General features: G+C 70.4%; 15 protein-coding genes. 14 read left to right on the forward strand and 1 reads right to left on the reverse strand.

The window, feature by feature from the left end:
* Nucleotides 1-85: 85 nt before the first annotated feature.
* Nucleotides 86-586, reverse strand: coding sequence for a transcriptional regulator BldD (gene bldD, locus OG276_RS31315; protein ID WP_069929708.1), 501 nt, complete (start codon nucleotides 584-586; stop codon nucleotides 86-88).
* 240 nt (nucleotides 587-826) lie between these two features.
* Here bldD and pyrR point away from each other — a divergent pair, with 240 nt between their 5' ends.
* The 14 genes from pyrR to coaBC all read left to right on the forward strand — a co-directional run bounded on the left by pyrR (nucleotide 827) and on the right by coaBC (nucleotide 15,987).
* Nucleotides 827-1,423 (forward strand): bifunctional pyr operon transcriptional regulator/uracil phosphoribosyltransferase PyrR, encoded by a 597-nt coding sequence (pyrR, locus tag OG276_RS31320; RefSeq protein WP_266910411.1) that lies wholly within the window; start codon nucleotides 827-829, stop codon nucleotides 1,421-1,423.
* Between the two features lie 134 nt (nucleotides 1,424-1,557).
* A complete protein-coding gene (locus OG276_RS31325) occupies nucleotides 1,558-2,547 on the forward strand; it encodes an aspartate carbamoyltransferase catalytic subunit (RefSeq protein WP_266910413.1) in 990 nt (329 codons plus the stop codon).
* A gap of 2 nt (nucleotides 2,548-2,549) precedes the next feature.
* Nucleotides 2,550-3,836, forward strand: a complete 1,287-nt coding sequence (locus OG276_RS31330) for a dihydroorotase (RefSeq protein ID WP_266910415.1) — start codon at nucleotides 2,550-2,552, stop codon at nucleotides 3,834-3,836.
* Nucleotides 3,833-4,417 carry a hypothetical protein gene (locus OG276_RS31335; protein ID WP_266910417.1) on the forward strand — a complete coding sequence of 195 codons (585 nt, stop codon included), beginning with the start codon at nucleotides 3,833-3,835 and terminating at the stop codon, nucleotides 4,415-4,417. Before OG276_RS31330 ends, OG276_RS31335 begins: the two co-directional genes overlap by 4 nt.
* Nucleotides 4,414-5,562 carry a glutamine-hydrolyzing carbamoyl-phosphate synthase small subunit gene (gene carA, locus OG276_RS31340; RefSeq protein WP_266910419.1) on the forward strand — a complete coding sequence of 383 codons (1,149 nt, stop codon included), beginning with the start codon at nucleotides 4,414-4,416 and terminating at the stop codon, nucleotides 5,560-5,562. Before OG276_RS31335 ends, carA begins: the two co-directional genes overlap by 4 nt.
* Nucleotides 5,555-8,863, forward strand: a complete 3,309-nt coding sequence (gene carB / locus OG276_RS31345; RefSeq protein WP_266910421.1) for a carbamoyl-phosphate synthase large subunit — start codon at nucleotides 5,555-5,557, stop codon at nucleotides 8,861-8,863. Before carA ends, carB begins: the two co-directional genes overlap by 8 nt.
* Before the next feature lie 123 nt (nucleotides 8,864-8,986).
* On the forward strand, nucleotides 8,987-10,096 hold the full coding sequence (locus OG276_RS31350) for a quinone-dependent dihydroorotate dehydrogenase (protein WP_266913273.1): 1,110 nt from the start codon (nucleotides 8,987-8,989) through the stop codon (nucleotides 10,094-10,096).
* Entirely contained in the window at nucleotides 10,093-10,944 is an 852-nt protein-coding gene (pyrF, locus tag OG276_RS31355; protein WP_266910423.1) for an orotidine-5'-phosphate decarboxylase, read from the forward strand. The genes OG276_RS31350 and pyrF overlap by 4 nt, the downstream gene beginning before the upstream one ends.
* 328 nt (nucleotides 10,945-11,272) lie before the next feature.
* Nucleotides 11,273-12,130 (forward strand): dihydroorotate dehydrogenase electron transfer subunit, encoded by an 858-nt coding sequence (locus OG276_RS31360; RefSeq protein WP_266910425.1) that lies wholly within the window; start codon nucleotides 11,273-11,275, stop codon nucleotides 12,128-12,130.
* On the forward strand, nucleotides 12,127-13,092 hold the full coding sequence (locus OG276_RS31365) for a dihydroorotate dehydrogenase (RefSeq protein ID WP_266910427.1): 966 nt from the start codon (nucleotides 12,127-12,129) through the stop codon (nucleotides 13,090-13,092). The genes OG276_RS31360 and OG276_RS31365 overlap by 4 nt, the downstream gene beginning before the upstream one ends.
* A 245-nt stretch (nucleotides 13,093-13,337) precedes the next feature.
* Nucleotides 13,338-13,661 carry an integration host factor, actinobacterial type gene (gene mihF, locus OG276_RS31370; RefSeq protein ID WP_250741333.1) on the forward strand — a complete coding sequence of 108 codons (324 nt, stop codon included), beginning with the start codon at nucleotides 13,338-13,340 and terminating at the stop codon, nucleotides 13,659-13,661.
* Nucleotides 13,662-13,722: 61 nt separating this feature from the next.
* Entirely contained in the window at nucleotides 13,723-14,286 is a 564-nt protein-coding gene (gene gmk / locus OG276_RS31375) for a guanylate kinase (RefSeq protein WP_266910429.1), read from the forward strand.
* A 79-nt stretch (nucleotides 14,287-14,365) separates the two neighbouring features.
* Nucleotides 14,366-14,638 (forward strand): DNA-directed RNA polymerase subunit omega, encoded by a 273-nt coding sequence (rpoZ, locus tag OG276_RS31380; RefSeq protein ID WP_266910431.1) that lies wholly within the window; start codon nucleotides 14,366-14,368, stop codon nucleotides 14,636-14,638.
* A 134-nt stretch (nucleotides 14,639-14,772) separates the two neighbouring features.
* Nucleotides 14,773-15,987 carry a bifunctional phosphopantothenoylcysteine decarboxylase/phosphopantothenate--cysteine ligase CoaBC gene (coaBC, locus tag OG276_RS31385; RefSeq protein WP_266910433.1) on the forward strand — a complete coding sequence of 405 codons (1,215 nt, stop codon included), beginning with the start codon at nucleotides 14,773-14,775 and terminating at the stop codon, nucleotides 15,985-15,987.
* Nucleotides 15,988-16,093 lie beyond the last annotated feature (106 nt).

A 16,093-nucleotide genomic window follows, 5' to 3' on the forward strand; every position in this document is an offset into this window, starting at 1 on the left:
CCGCGGGCATGAAAAACCGGTGGGTGCCGGGAGCCTGTCGGCTCCCGGCACCCACCGGTAAACGTTTCTGCTGAGGCCTGGGGGACTAGATGTCCTCGTGCGCCACCGCGCGACGCGCGTCCGCGTCCAGCACGCCCCAGCTGATCAGCTGCTCGGTCAGGACCGAGGGCGACTGGTCGTAGATGACGGCGAGGGTGCGCAGGTCGTCCTGGCGGATCGAGAGCACCTTGCCGTTGTAGTCGCCGCGCTGGCTCTGGATGGTCGCCGCGTAACGCTGCAGCGGGCCGGCCTTCTCGGCGGGTACGTGGGCCAGGCGCTCCAGGTCCAGGCGCAGCTTCGGCGGCGGCTCGGCCGCTCCGCCGGGGGTCGTACCCGGCAGCAGTTCCTGCACCGGAACCCCGTAGAAGTCCGCCAGCTCGGCAAGACGCTGGACGGTCACGGCGCGGTCTCCGCGCTCGTAAGAACCGACCACCACGGCCTTCCACCGGCCCTGGGACTTCTCCTCGACACCATGGAGGGAAAGGCCCTGCTGGGTGCGGATGGCGCGGAGCTTGGCCCCGAGCTGTTTGGCGTATTCGCTGGACATAACGCTCCCGGACGCTGTGACGACATGACCACGTGCGGCTCCGCCGCGCGGCTGGTAACTCACTGTGAGGTTACGCAGCGTTACTTGGATGCGTCAAGCCGAATGGTCTCCAACGCCCACTTAAGAGGGGTCCTGGTCTGCCCCGATGTCCGGTCGCGGGGATCCCCCTGGTACCTTGGAACGCGTAGATCCGACGTCCTTTAAGGTCCGTCCCGTGAGGCGGAGAAGGAGGTCCTTTTCATGGACACTCAGCACGATCAGCAGGATCAGGAAACAGCCGCCGAAGTCATGCGCCCCGTTCTCGAAGCGCAGGACATCGCCCGTGTTCTGACCCGTATCGCCCACGAAATCGTCGAACGCGCCAAGGGCGCCGACGATGTGGTGCTCCTCGGCATTCCCACCCGCGGCGTGTTCCTCGCCCGCCGGCTGGCCGCCAAGCTCGAAGAGATCACCGGTGCCAAGATCCCGGTCGGCTCCCTCGACATCACCATGTACCGCGACGATCTGCGGATGAAGCCCGCCCGGGCGATCGGCCGCACCGAGATTCCCGGCGACGACATCGACGGCCGCCTGGTCGTCCTCGTCGACGACGTTCTCTTCTCCGGCCGCACCATCCGCGCCGCCCTCGACGCCCTCGGCGACCTCGGCCGCCCCCGCGCGGTGCAGCTCGCGGTCCTCGTCGACCGCGGCCACCGCGAACTGCCGATCCGCGCCGACTACGTCGGCAAGAACCTCCCCACGTCGCTGCGGGAGAACGTCCAGGTCCAGGTCCAGGAGGAGGACGGCCGTGACGCCGTGCTGCTCGGCCAGCGGACCGACCGGGCAGCCGGGCAGTAGCCCCTCGCCGACGGCCGGACCCCTCGGGTCCGCGCCGCAGGCTGCCCTGCCCGCACCCCCAGCCAGCCCGTCTGCCCTCCCCACGGCCTTGAATCCACCACGGCTTTGACCTCACCGACTTACGGAGCACCCGGATGAAGCGCCACCTCATCTCGGCCGCCGATCTCACGCGCGACGACGCCGTCCTGATCCTCGACACCGCCGAGGAGATGGCCCGTGTCGCGGACCGGCCGATCAAGAAGCTGCCCACCCTGCGCGGCCGCACGATCTGCAACCTCTTCTTCGAGGACTCGACCCGGACCCGGATCTCCTTCGAGGCCGCCGAGAAGCGCCTCTCCGCCGACGTCATTAACTTCGCGGCCAAGGGCTCCAGCGTCTCCAAGGGCGAGTCCCTCAAGGACACCGCCCAGACCCTGGAGGCCATGGGCGTCGACGCGGTCGTCATCCGCCACCACGCCTCCGGCGCCCCCTACCGCCTCGCCACCTCCGGCTGGATCGACGCCCCGGTGATCAACGCCGGCGACGGCACCCACGAGCACCCCACCCAGGCCCTGCTCGACGCCTTCACCATGCGCCGCCGCCTCGTCGGCAAGGACGCCGGGCTCGGCAAGGACCTGAACGGCCGCCGGATCACGATCGTCGGGGACGTCCTGCACAGCCGGGTCGCCCGCTCCAACGTCCAGCTGCTCCACACCCTCGGCGCCGAGGTCACCCTGGTGGCCCCGCCCACCCTGGTCCCGGTCGGCGTCGAGGCCTGGCCGTGCGAGATCTCGTACAGCCTGGACGAGGTGCTGCCGAAGTCCGACGCCGTGATGATGCTGCGCGTGCAGCGCGAGCGCATGAACGCCGCCTTCTTCCCGACCGAGCGCGAGTACTCCCGCCGCTACGGCCTGGACGGCGCCCGCATGGCGCGGATGCCCGAGCACGCCATCGTGATGCACCCCGGCCCGATGGTCCGCGGCATGGAGATCACCGCCGAGGTCGCCGACTCGGAGCGCTGCACGGTCATCGAGCAGGTCACCAACGGCGTCTCGATCCGCATGGCCGTCCTGTACCTGCTGCTCGGAGGCTCCGAGCCCGCCGTCACCACCACCAGCACGCCCCGCACCGAGGAGAGCAAGTAAAGATGAGCAAGATCCTTATCCGTGGCGCGAAGGTACTCGGTGGCGACGTCCAGGACGTCCTGATCGACGGCGAGACGATCGCCGCCGTGGGCACCGATCTCGACGCCGGCGACGCGACCGTCATCGAGGCCTCGGGCCAGGTCCTCCTCCCCGGCCTCGTCGACCTCCACACCCACCTGCGCGAGCCCGGCCGCGAGGACTCCGAGACCGTCCTCACCGGCACCCGCGCCGCCGCCTCCGGCGGCTACACCGCCGTCTTCGCCATGGCCAACACCTTCCCCGTCGCCGACACCGCCGGCGTCGTCGAGCAGGTGTGGCGCCTGGGCAAGGAGTCCGGCTACTGCGACGTACAGCCCATCGGCGCCGTCACCGTCGGCCTGGAGGGCAAGCAGCTCTCCGAGCTGGGCGCCATGCACGAGTCCGCCGCCCGCGTCACCGTCTTCTCCGACGACGGCAAGTGCGTGGACGACGCGGTCATCATGCGCCGCGCCCTGGAGTACGTGAAGGCCTTCGGCGGCGTCGTCGCCCAGCACGCCCAGGAGCCCCGCCTCACCGAGGGCGCCCAGATGAACGAGGGCATCGTCTCCGCCGAGCTCGGCCTCGGCGGCTGGCCGGCCGTCGCCGAGGAATCGGTCATCGCCCGCGACGTCCTGCTCGCCGAGCACGTCGGCTCCCGCGTCCACATCTGCCACCTCTCCACCGCCGGCTCCGTCGAGATCATCCGCTGGGCCAAGTCCCGCGGCATCGACGTCACCGCCGAGGTCACCCCGCACCACCTGCTCCTCACCGACGAGCTCGTGCGCTCGTACAACCCGGTCTACAAGGTCAACCCGCCGCTGCGCACCGAGGCCGACGTCCTGGCCCTGCGCGAGGCGCTCGCCGACGGCACGATCGACATCGTCGCCACCGACCACGCCCCGCACCCGCACGAGGACAAGGACTGCGAGTGGGCCGCCGCCGCCATGGGCATGGTGGGCCTGGAGACCGCGCTCTCCGTCGTCCAGCAGACGATGGTGGAGACCGGACTGCTCGACTGGGCGGGCGTCGCCGAGCGGATGTCCTTCGCCCCGGCGCGCATCGGCAGCCTTCCGAACCACGGACGCCCCGTCTCGGCAGGTGAACCCGCGAACCTGACCTTGGTCGATACCTCGTACCGTGGTGTCGTGGACCCCGCACACTTCGCCTCCCGCAGCCGCAACACGCCTTACGAGGGCCGTGAGCTGCCGGGGCGCGTCACTCACACCTTCCTGCGGGGCCGGGCAACGGTCGTGGACGGGACGCTGGCGTGACACCTGCAGTAATCCAACTGGCCGCCGAGGCCGCCGAGCGACAGTCGGCGGAGGTGACGGACTGGGGCGCCCGCATCGCGTGGGTGATCGGTCTGCTCGTCTTCATCGCCTTCGTGTACTGGCTGATGCGGCAGGGCTGGAAATGGCGCGGCACCCTGCAGAGCGATCTGCCGGAGCTGCCCGCCGCCCCCGGCGGCCTCCCCGAGCACCGGCTGGCCCTGACCGGCCGGTACCACGGGTCCACCACCGCCGGGCAGTGGCTCGACCGGATCGTCGCCCACGGACTGGGCGTCCGCAGCCGGGTCGAGCTCGCGCTCACCGACGCGGGCCTCGACGTGGTCCGTCCGGGTGCCACCGACTTCTTCGTACCGGCCGCGCAGCTGCGCGGCGCCCGCCTCGACAAGGGAATCGCGGGCAAGGTACTCACCGAGGGCGGTCTCCTCGTCGTCACATGGGCGCACGGCGACAGGCTGATCGACTCCGGATTCCGCTCCGACCGCGCGGCCGAACACGCCGCATGGGTCGAAGCGATCAACGACATGAACCACTCAATCACCACGACGGAAGGCGCCGAACGATGACGACCTCCACCAGGGGAGCAGCCAAAGCTCCCGCCGTACTCGTCCTGGAGGACGGTCGGATCTTCCGCGGCCGCGCCTACGGCGCTGTGGGGGAGACCTTCGGCGAGGCCGTGTTCTCCACCGGAATGACCGGCTACCAGGAGACCCTCACCGACCCGTCGTACCACCGGCAGGTCGTCGTGATGACCGCCCCGCACGTGGGCAACACCGGCGTCAACGACGAGGACCCCGAGTCCTCCCGCATCTGGGTCGCCGGGTACGTCGTACGCGACCCCGCCCGCGTCCCCTCCAACTGGCGCTCCGTGCGCTCGCTGGACGAGGAGCTCGTCAAGCAGGGCGTCGTCGGGATCTCCGGCATCGACACCCGCGCCCTGACCCGCCACCTGCGCGAGCGCGGCGCCATGCGCGTCGGCATCTTCTCGGGCGAGGCCTGGGACGGCGTCCGCGACGAGGCGCTGCTGGCCAAGGTCCAGGCCTCCCCGCAGATGAAGGGCGCCGACCTCTCCGCCGAGGTCGCCACCAAGGAGACGTACGTCGTCCCCGCGATCGGCGAGAAGAAGTACACGGTCGCCGCCGTGGACCTCGGCATCAAGGGCATGACCCCGCACCGGATGGCCGAGCGCGGCATCGAGGTGCACGTGCTCCCCGCCACCGCCACCGTCGAGGACCTGTACGCGGTCAACCCCGACGGCGTGTTCTTCTCCAACGGCCCGGGCGACCCGGCCACCGCCGACCACGCGGTCTCCGTCATGCAGGGCGTCCTCGCCCGCAAGACCCCGCTCTTCGGCATCTGCTTCGGCAACCAGATCCTGGGCCGCGCGCTCGGCTTCGGCACGTACAAGCTGAAGTACGGCCACCGCGGCATCAACCAGCCGGTGCAGGACCGCACCACCGGCAAGGTCGAGATCACCGCGCACAACCACGGCTTCGCCGTGGACGCGCCCCTCGACAAGGTCTCGGAGACCGCCTACGGCCGCGCCGAGGTCTCCCACGTCTGCCTGAACGACAACGTCGTGGAAGGCCTCCAGCTGCTCGACCAGCCGGCCTTCTCCGTCCAGTACCACCCCGAGGCGGCTGCCGGCCCGCACGACGCCGCGTACCTCTTCGACCGCTTCGTTAATCTGATGGAGGCCGAGCGTGCCTAAGCGCACCGATATCCAGTCCGTCCTGGTCATCGGCTCCGGCCCGATCGTCATCGGCCAGGCCGCCGAGTTCGACTACTCCGGGACCCAGGCCTGCCGCATCCTCAAGGCCGAGGGCCTGCGGGTGATCCTGGTGAACTCCAACCCCGCCACGATCATGACCGACCCGGAGATCGCCGACGCCACGTACGTCGAGCCGATCACCCCCGAGTTCGTCGAGAAGATCATCGCGAAGGAGCGCCCCGACGCGCTGCTCCCGACCCTCGGCGGCCAGACCGCGCTGAACACCGCCATCTCCATGCACGAGCAGGGTGTGCTGGCGAAGTACAACGTCGAGCTCATCGGCGCCAACGTCGAGGCGATCAACAAGGGCGAGGACCGCGACCTCTTCAAGGGCGTCGTCGAAGCCGTCCGCGCCAAGATCGGCTACGGCGAGTCCGCCCGCTCGGTCATCTGCCACACGATGGACGACATCATCCAGGGCGTCGACACCCTCGGCGGCTACCCCGTCGTCGTGCGCCCCTCCTTCACCATGGGCGGCGCCGGCTCCGGCTTCGCCCACGACGAGGACGAGCTGCGCCGCATCGCCGGCCAGGGCCTCATGCTCTCCCCGACCACCGAGGTGCTCCTGGAGGAGTCCATCCTCGGCTGGAAGGAGTACGAGCTGGAGCTGATGCGCGACACCAAGGACAACGTCGTCGTCGTCTGCTCCATCGAGAACTTCGACCCGATGGGCGTCCACACCGGCGACTCCATCACCGTCGCCCCGGCGATGACGCTCACCGACCGCGAGTACCAGCGGCTGCGCGACATCGGCATCGCGATCATCCGCGAGGTCGGCGTCGACACCGGCGGCTGCAACATCCAGTTCGCGATCGACCCGGTCGACGGCCGCGTCATCGTCATCGAGATGAACCCGCGCGTGTCGCGCTCCTCGGCGCTCGCGTCGAAGGCCACCGGCTTCCCGATCGCCAAGATCGCCGCCAAGCTGGCCATCGGCTACACGCTCGACGAGGTCCCCAACGACATCACCGAGAAGACGCCGGCCTCCTTCGAGCCGTCCCTCGACTACGTCGTCGTCAAGGCCCCGCGCTTCGCCTTCGAGAAGTTCCCGCTGGCCGACGCCACCCTCACCACCACCATGAAGTCGGTGGGCGAGGCCATGGCCATCGGCCGCAACTTCACCGAGGCCCTCCAGAAGGCCCTGCGCTCGCTGGAGAAGAAGGGCTCGCAGTTCACCTTCGTCGGCCCCACCGGCGACAAGGAAGAGCTCCTCGCCACCGCGGTCCGCCCCACCGACGGCCGCATCAACACCGTCATGCAGGCCATCCGCGCCGGCGCCACCCAGGAAGAGGTCTTCGAGTACACGAAGATCGACCCCTGGTTCGTCGACCAGCTCTTCCTCATCAAGGAGATCGCGGACGAGCTGGCCGCCGCCGACAAGCTCCACCCCGAGCTGCTCGCCGAGGCCAAGCGCCACGGCTTCTCGGACAGCCAGATCGCCGAGATCCGCGGCCTGCGCGAGGACGTCGTCCGCGAGGTCCGCCACGCGCTCGGCGTCCGCCCGGTCTACAAGACGGTCGACACCTGCGCCGCCGAGTTCGCCGCGAAGACCCCGTACTTCTACTCCTCGTACGACGAGGAGTCCGAGGTCGCCCCGCGCGAGAAGCCCGCGGTCATCATCCTGGGCTCCGGCCCGAACCGCATCGGCCAGGGCATCGAGTTCGACTACTCCTGCGTCCACGCCTCCTTCGCCCTCAGCGACGCCGGCTACGAGACCGTGATGGTCAACTGCAACCCGGAGACCGTCTCCACCGACTACGACACCTCCGACCGCCTGTACTTCGAGCCGCTCACGCTCGAAGACGTGCTGGAGATCGTCCACGCCGAATCGCTGGCCGGCCCCATCGCCGGTGTCATCGTCCAGCTCGGCGGCCAGACCCCCCTGGGCCTCGCCCAGGCGCTGAAGGACAACGGCGTCCCCGTCGTCGGCACCCCGCCGGAGGCCATCCACGCCGCCGAGGACCGCGGCGCCTTCGGCCAGGTCCTCGCCGAGGCCGGCCTGCCCGCCCCCAAGCACGGCACCGCCACCACCTTCGCCGGCGCCAAGGCCATCGCAGACGAGATCGGCTACCCCGTCCTCGTACGCCCGTCGTACGTGCTCGGCGGCCGCGGCATGGAGATCGTCTACGACGAGGACCGGCTGTCCTCGTACATCGCCGAGTCCACCGAGATCTCGCCGACCCGCCCCGTGCTGGTCGACCGCTTCCTCGACGACGCGATCGAGATCGACGTCGACGCCCTCTACGACGGCCACGAGCTCTACCTCGGCGGCGTCATGGAGCACATCGAGGAAGCCGGCATCCACTCCGGCGACTCGGCCTGCGCCCTGCCCCCGATCACCCTCGGCGGCTACGACATCAAGCGCCTGCGCGCCTCCACCGAGGCCATCGCCAAGGGCGTCGGCGTCCGCGGCCTGATCAACATCCAGTTCGCGATGGCGGGTGACATCCTCTACGTCCTGGAGGCCAACCCGCGCGCCTCCCGGACCGTCCCCTTCACCTCGAAGGCGACCGCCGTACCGCTCGCGAAGGCCGCCGCCCGCATCTCGCTCGGCACCACCATCGCCGAGCTCCGCGAAGAGGGCATGCTCCCGAAGACCGGCGACGGCGGCACCCTGCCGCTCGACGCGCCGATCTCCGTCAAGGAGGCCGTCATGCCGTGGTCGCGCTTCCGCGACATCCACGGCCGCGGCGTCGACACCGTCCTCGGCCCGGAGATGCGCTCCACCGGCGAGGTCATGGGCATCGACTCCGTCTTCGGCACGGCGTACGCCAAGTCGCAGGCCGGCGCCTACGGCCCGCTGCCCACCAAGGGCCGCGCCTTCATCTCCGTCGCCAACCGCGACAAGCGCACGATGATCTTCCCGGCGCGCGAGCTCGTCGCCCACGGCTTCGAGCTGATGGCCACCTCCGGCACCGCCGAGGTCCTGCGCCGCAACGGCATCAACGCCACCGTCGTGCGCAAGCTCAGCGAGGGCGAGGGCCCGGACGGCGAGAAGACCATCGTCCAGCTCATCCACGACGGCCAGGTCGACCTGATCGTCAACACCCCGTACGGCACCGGCGGCCGCCTCGACGGCTACGAGATCCGCACGGCAGCGGTGGCGCGCGGAGTCCCGTGCCTCACCACGGTCCAGGCGCTCGCCGCGGCCGTCCAGGGCATCGACGCGCTCAACCGCGGCGACGTGGGCGTGTGCTCGCTCCAGGAGCACGCGGAGCGGCTGACGGCGGCCCGCGACTAGGTCCTGCCAGGATCGATACGCCCGAACGGCCCGTAGAGGGGAGGGGGACACCGTCCAGCGCGATGCGCGACGGTCGTCCCCCTCTTCATGAGCTTCATGAGCGCACAAGGGAACCCCTGCACGATGTACAAACTCTTCTTCAGCCTGGTCTTCAAGCGGATGGACCCGGAGCAGGCCCACTACATGGCCTTCCGCTGGATCCGGCTCGCGGCCCGCACCCCGGTCCTGCGCACCTTCGTCGCCGCCTACCTGGCCCCCCGGTACGCGGCCCTGCGCACCGAGGCCCTCGGACTGCGGATGCACGGCCCCTTCGGGCTCGCCGCCGGCTTCGACAAGAACGCCGTCGCCATCGACGGAATGTCGATGCTCGGCTTCGACCACATCGAGATCGGCACCGTCACCGCCGAGCCCCAGCCCGGCAACCCGAAGAAGCGGCTGTTCCGGCTGGTCCCGGACCGCGCGCTGATCAACCGCATGGGCTTCAACAACGAGGGCTCCGCGGCCGTCGCCGAGCGCCTGGCCGCCCGTAACCCCGTCTTCAAGACGGTCGTCGGCGTCAACATCGGCAAGACGAAGGTCGTCCCCGAGGAGGAGGCCGTCGCGGACTACGTCGCCTCCACCGAGCGCCTCGCCCGGCACGCGGACTACCTCGTCGTCAACGTCTCCTCCCCGAACACCCCGGGCCTGCGCAACCTCCAGGCCACGGAGTCGCTGCGGCCCCTGCTGAGCGCCGTGCGCGAGGCGGCGGACCGCGTCGTGACCGACCGGCGGGTCCCGCTGCTCGTCAAGATCGCGCCGGACCTCGCGGACGAGGACGTGGACGCCGTCGCCGACCTGGCCCTGGAGCTGGGCCTGGACGGCATCATCGCGACGAACACGACCATCGCCCGCGAGGGCCTGGGCCTGAAGTCCGACCCCTCGCTGATCAAGGAGACCGGCGGCCTGTCCGGCGCCCCGGTCAAGGAGCGCTCCCTGGAGGTCCTGCGCCGGCTGTACGCCCGCGTCGGCGACCGCCTGGTCCTGGTCGGCGTCGGCGGCATCGAGAACGCCGAGGACGCCTGGCAGCGGATCCTGGCCGGCGCGAGCCTGGTCCAGGGCTACAGCGCCTTCATCTACGAGGGCCCCTGCTACGCCCGCGCCATCCACAAGGGCCTGGCCGCACGCCTGGCCGCCAGCCCGTACGCGACGCTCGCCGAAGCGGTGGGCGCGGAAACCCGAAAGGCCGCCCTGTGACCTCTGCGACTCCTGTGATCCCCTTCGGTACGCGGCTGCGCGCGGCGATGGACTCCCGCGGGCCGCTCTGCGTGGGCATCGACCCGCACGCGGCGCTGCTGGCCTCCTGGGGCCTGAACGACGACGTCGCGGGCCTGGAGAAGTTCTCCCGCACGGTGGTCGAGGCGCTGGCCGACTCGGTCGCGGTCTTCAAGCCGCAGGCGGCGTTCTTCGAGCGGTTCGGCTCGCGCGGGATCGCGGTACTGGAGCAGACGGTGGCCGACGCCCGTGCGGCGGGCACGCTGGTCCTCATGGACGCGAAGCGGGGTGACATCGGCTCGACGATGGCCGCGTACGCGGAGACCTTCCTCTCGCCCTCCTCGCCGCTGTTCTCCGACGCGCTGACGGTCTCCCCGTACCTCGGCTACGGCTCGCTGAAGCCGGCCGTCGACCTGGCGCGGGAGTCGGGGGCCGGTCTGTTCGTGCTGGCGCTGACCTCCAACCCGGAGGGTGCGGAGGTCCAGCGGGCGGTGCGTTCGGACGGCCGCACGATCGGGGCGACGATGCTGGCGCACCTGGCGGCGGAGAACGCGGGGGCCTCCCCGATGGGCTCCTTCGGAGCCGTGGTCGGGGCGACGCTGGGGGACCTGTCCTCCTTCGACCTGGACATCAACGGGCCGCTGCTGGCCCCCGGCATCGGGGCGCAGGGCGCTACCGCGGCGGACCTGCCGGCGGTGTTCGGCGCGGCCGTCCGCAATGTCGTCCCGAACGTGTCGCGGGGCGTGCTGAAGCACGGCCCCGACGCGGCCGCGCTCCGCGCCTCGGCGCACACCTTCGCGGAGGAGATCCGCGCGGCGGTCGCGGCGTAGCCGCCGGGGGCGGAGCCCTGCGGGGCCGTCCCCTACCCGCCCTTCCACCGTTCCCCGGGCTGCGCCCGGACCCCTCCTGGGGCTCCGCCCCGGACCCCGCGCCTCAAACGCCGGCGAGGCTGGGTTTATCCAGCCCCTCCGGCGTTTGAGCCCCGGGGAACGGGCGAAGGGCGGGTAGGGGACTGCGGCCCGCGCAGCGGGGAACCGGGGTGTGGGGCAGGGCGTAGGGCCCGGAGGGTCGGGGCTTCGGACCGGTGTGGTGCGGGTGGGCACCGGGCGATCATGGGGTGGGGGGTTACGCCCCCTACCCCCGGACGGAGCGCCCCGCGTGCCCCCAGTACAGACCGTCGCCACCATCCGGCGGATCACGCCCGTCGGGGCCTACCACCACCTCGTCCTCGACGCCCCCGGCGTCACCGGGGTGCGCCCCGGACATTTCGGCGCCCTCGCCATCGGCGGCCGGGACACGAGCACACTGCTCCGCCGCGCCTTCTCCATCCACCGCGCCGACCCCGGCACCGGCACCGTCGAGTTCGTCTTCGCCGAGGCGGGACGGGGCACCAGGGCGCTTGCGCGGCATCGCCCCGGCGACACCGTGGACCTCATCGCCCCCCTCGGCACCCCCTTCCCGCTCCCCGACGGCCCGGTCGGGGCGGTCCTCGTCGCCGGCGGCTACGGCAGCGCACCGATGTTCGCCCTCGCCGAGGAGATCCTCGGGCGCGGCGGCCGGGTCGCCTTCGTGCTCGGCGCGGCCACCGAGGACCGGCTGTTCGGCGTGGAGCGGGCCGAGGCCCTCGCCGAGCACGTGTACGTGGTCACCGACGACGGGTCGGCCGGACGGCGCGGCCGGGTGACCGACGCGCTTCCCGAGGCCATCACGGTGACCGGAGCCACCGAGGTCCACTCCTGCGGTCCGATGGGCATGCTCAAGGCCGTCACGGAGATCGCCACCGCCGCCGGAGCCGCCAGCCACACCGCCGTCGAGGAGGCCATGGCCTGCGGCATCGGGATCTGCATGAGCTGCGTCCTGCCCGTCACCGGCCCCGACGGCGTCACCCGTTTCCTTCGCTCCTGCACATCCGGCCCCGTTTTCGACGGCGCAACCGTCCGCTGGGACGACGCCGGATGCCTGCCCGAGGACCTCGAAGGCGCAGCCGCGATGACCCCGAAGGCGAGCGACCGGTGAATCCTCTGAACCCCGAAGACGTCGACATGTCGGCGCCCCTCGGTGCCCGCGTCACCCTCCCCAACCCCGTCTCCACCGCCTCCGGCTGCGCCGGCTACGGCCGCGAGCTGCACCGCTTCACCCCCCTGGGCGAGCTCGGCACCATCACCACCAAGACCGTGATGCCGTACGTCCGCTCCGGCCGCGCCACTCCGCGGATGGCCGAGACCCCCAGCGGGATGCTGAACTCCATCGGACTCCAGGGCTCCGGCATCGACCGCTTCGTCGAGCACGAGCTGCCCTGGCTGGCCGAGCGCGGGGCACGGGTCCTCGTATCGGTCGCGGGGGAGCGTACGGAGGAGTTCGCCGAGGCGGCCGCCCGGCTGACCGGGCAGCCCGCGGTGGTCGGCATCGAGGCCAACATCTCCTGTCCCAACGTCGCGAACCGCGGCCTCGTCTTCGCCTGTGACGCCGACGCCTCCTTCGAGGTGGTCAAGGCGGTCAAGGCGGCGGCAGACCCCGCACTGCCCGTCTACGCCAAGCTGACCCCCGACGTGACGCGGATCACCGACATCGCGGCCGCCTGTACGGAAGCGGGAGCCGACGGGCTCTCGATGATCAACACCGTCCTCGGGATGGCCATCGACACCGACACCATGCGCCCGGCCCTCGCCGGGGTCACCGGAGGCCTCTCCGGCCCCGCGATCCGGCCCGTCGCCGTCCGCTGCGTCTTCCAGGTCCACGGCGCGATGCTGGCGGGCGCCGTCCGGCGGGTCCCCATCCTCGGGATGGGCGGGATCGCCTCCGGCCGGGACGCGCTCGAATTCGTGCTCGCCGGCGCTTCGGGCGTGGCGGTGGGGACCGCACTGTTCAACGATCCGTCCGCGCCCCTGAGGATCCGTGACGACCTGCGCGCGGCACTCGCCGTACGCGGGATCGGGGCGTTCGAGGACGCCGTCGGACTGGCTCATCGAAGTTTCTGACGAGATTCGAACGTCCTTCACCGGACAAATCCGGGGTGTTTTGTCCGTGATGTACGGTTCAGTGGAGGCTGACCAGGACTTTTCGTCCGTTCTCGCTGACTGGAGCGGTCATGGCCGCTAGTCTCCGAGCAGAGTGAACGAGCAGCGATCGAGCACCACCGCTGTTCGGGCGCTCGCCTGGTGTGATGCCTTCCGGCATTCCACTGGTCCGTATCCGACAGTTCGACATCCGAGGTGACGTAGGCGTGGCTCTTCCGCCCCTTACCCCTGAACAGCGCGCAGCAGCGCTCGAAAAGGCCGCCGCGGCTCGCCGGGAGCGGGCCGAGGTGAAGAATCGACTCAAGCACTCCGGCGCCTCCTTGCACGACGTCATCAAGATGGGGCAGGAGAACGACGTCATCGGCAAGATGAAGGTTTCCGCTCTCCTGGAGTCCCTGCCCGGCGTCGGCAAGGTGCGCGCCAAGCAGCTGATGGAGCGCCTCGGCATCTCCGAGTCCCGGCGTGTCCGAGGTCTCGGTTCCAACCAGATCGCCTCTCTGGAGCGTGAGTTCGGCGGTAACGCCGCCTAAGGCGTCGTCCGAAGTTCTCCCGGCGTTCTCAGGCAGTCCCGAGAAGCTGGATAATCGCTCTATGGCAGCAGAGGTTCGTCCGCGGCTGACCGTGCTCTCCGGCCCTTCGGGGGTCGGCAAGAGCACGGTCGTCGCGCATATGCGCAAGGTTCACCCCGAGGTCTGGCTCTCGGTGTCGGCCACCACCCGCAAGCCGCGGCCCGGTGAGCGACACGGAGTCCACTACTTCTTCGTCAACGACGACGAGTTCGACAAGCTGATCGCCAATGGCGAGCTGCTGGAGTGGGCCGAATTCGCGGGCAACCGCTACGGCACACCGCGCGGCGCAGTGCTGGAACGCCTGGAGAACGGCGAGCCGGTCCTGCTGGAGATCGACCTCCAGGGCGCACGGCTCGTACGCGAGTCCATGTCCGAGGCACAGCTGGTCTTCCTGGCTCCTCCGAGCTGGGACGAGCTGGTCCGCCGGCTCACCGGCCGGGGCACCGAATCCGCGGAGGTCGTCGAGCGCAGGCTCGCCGCCGCCAAGATCGAACTGGCTGCCGAATCCGAGTTCGACACCACCTTGGTCAACACCTCGGTCGAGGACGTGGCGCGCGAGCTGCTAACGTTGATGAATGTCGTCTGATCGTTGACCGGTGTTCAGCCGGTCCGGACGGTCCGGATCCGACACTTCTAGGTCTTACCCCATCTTCGGAAGGTAGAGCGTGTCCTCTTCCATTACTGCGCCCGAGGGCATCATCAACCCGCCGATCGACGAGCTGCTCGAGGCCACGGACTCGAAGTACAGCCTCGTGATCTACGCGGCCAAGCGCGCGCGTCAGATCAACGCGTACTACTCGCAGCTCGGTGAGGGCCTGCTCGAGTACGTCGGCCCGCTGGTGGACACCCACGTCCACGAGAAGCCGCTTTCGATCGCGCTGCGCGAGATCAACGCGGGTCTGCTGACCTCCGAGGCCATCGAGGCCCCGCCTCAGTAAGGCACGAGATTCCTTTCACCACAGGCCCGGCAGAACATCTGCCGGGCCTGTGGTGTGTCATAGGTGTGTAGGCCGTAGGTGCCGTAGGTGTCATGCGGGTGTGATGGCGGTCGTCAGCCGAAAGGGCGTGTGTGGTGGGTAAGCCGAAGGTCGTGCTCGGAGTCAGCGGCGGGATCGCCGCTTACAAGGCGTGCGAGCTGCTGCGCCGGCTGACCGAGTCCGGGCACGACGTGCGCGTGGTGCCGACGGCGGCGTCGCTGAACTTCGTCGGGGAGGCCACCTGGGCCGCCCTCTCCGGGAACCCGGCCTCCACCGAGGTCTGGGAGAGCGTCCACGAGGTGCCGCACGTCCGCATCGGGCAGGGCGCCGACCTCGTCGTCGTGGCCCCGGCCACCGCCGACATGCTGGCCAAGGCCGCCCACGGGCTGGCCGACGACCTGCTGACCAACACCCTGCTCACCGCACGCTGCCCGGTGGTGTTCGCACCTGCGATGCACACCGAGATGTGGGAGCACCCGGCCACCCGGGAGAACGTGGCCACGCTGCGCCGGCGCGGCGCCGTGGTCATCGAGCCGGCCGTCGGCCGCCTCACCGGCAAGGACACCGGCAAGGGGCGGCTGCCCGACCCCGAGGAGATCTTCGAGGTGTGCGCCAGGGTCCTGGCCCGTGGGGTGGCCGAGCCGGACCTCGCCGGCCGGCACGTGGTGATCAGCGCGGGCGGCACCCGCGAACCGCTGGACCCGGTCCGCTTCCTCGGCAACCGCTCTTCCGGCAAGCAGGGCTACGCCCTCGCCCGCACCGCCGTCGCCCGCGGGGCCCGGGTCACCCTGGTCTCCGCCAACACCGCGCTCGCCGACCCGGCCGGGGTGGACCTCGTACGGGTCGGGACGGCCCTGCAGCTGCGCGAGGCCGTGCTCAAGGCCGCGGCGGACGCCGACGCGGTGGTGATGGCCGCGGCCGTGGCCGACTTCCGGCCCGCCGAGTACGCGGGCGGCAAGATCAAGAAGAAGGACGGGCAGGAGCCCGCGCCGGTGGCCCTCGTACGTAATCCGGACATTCTCGCGGAGATTTCCGCCGACAGGGCCCGGGAGGGTCAGGTCGTCGTGGGTTTCGCGGCCGAGACCGACGACGTACTCGCCAACGGGCGGAGCAAGCTCCTCCGCAAGGGGTGTGACCTTCTCGTCGTCAACGAGGTGGGCGAGGCGAAGACCTTTGGTTCCGAGGAGAACGAAGCGGTCATCCTGTCCTCCGACGGAAGCGAGCTCGCCGTCCCCTATGGACCGAAGGAAACGCTCGCGGACGTGATTTGGGATCAGGTGGCACCGCGCATCGGAGCGCGACGCGCCTGAGCGGAGGCCCTTTCCGCAGGGTCGTCCTTGGGTAAGAATGGAGTGTCGCAGGTCACATGGCTCCCATAGGGCGAGACAGGTGGTCCGGCGAACGGTGGCGACCGAT

The organism is Streptomyces sp. NBC_00086 (assembly GCF_026343255.1).
Classification (GTDB): domain Bacteria; phylum Actinomycetota; class Actinomycetes; order Streptomycetales; family Streptomycetaceae; genus Streptomyces.

Bases quoted from the DNA above. Each gene is read 5' to 3' on its own strand.
- bldD (WP_069929708.1), bottom strand. From the start codon at position 586: ATGTCCAGCGAATACGCCAAACAGCTCGGGGCCAAGCTCCGCGCCATC.
- pyrR (WP_266910411.1), top strand. From the start codon at position 827: ATGGACACTCAGCACGATCAGCAGGATCAGGAAACAGCCGCCGAAGTC.
- OG276_RS31325 (WP_266910413.1), top strand. From the start codon at position 1,558: ATGAAGCGCCACCTCATCTCGGCCGCCGATCTCACGCGCGACGACGCC.
- OG276_RS31330 (WP_266910415.1), top strand. From the start codon at position 2,550: ATGAGCAAGATCCTTATCCGTGGCGCGAAGGTACTCGGTGGCGACGTC.
- carA (WP_266910419.1), top strand. From the start codon at position 4,414: ATGACGACCTCCACCAGGGGAGCAGCCAAAGCTCCCGCCGTACTCGTC.
- OG276_RS31350 (WP_266913273.1), top strand. From the start codon at position 8,987: ATGTACAAACTCTTCTTCAGCCTGGTCTTCAAGCGGATGGACCCGGAG.
- gmk (WP_266910429.1), top strand. From the start codon at position 13,723: ATGGCAGCAGAGGTTCGTCCGCGGCTGACCGTGCTCTCCGGCCCTTCG.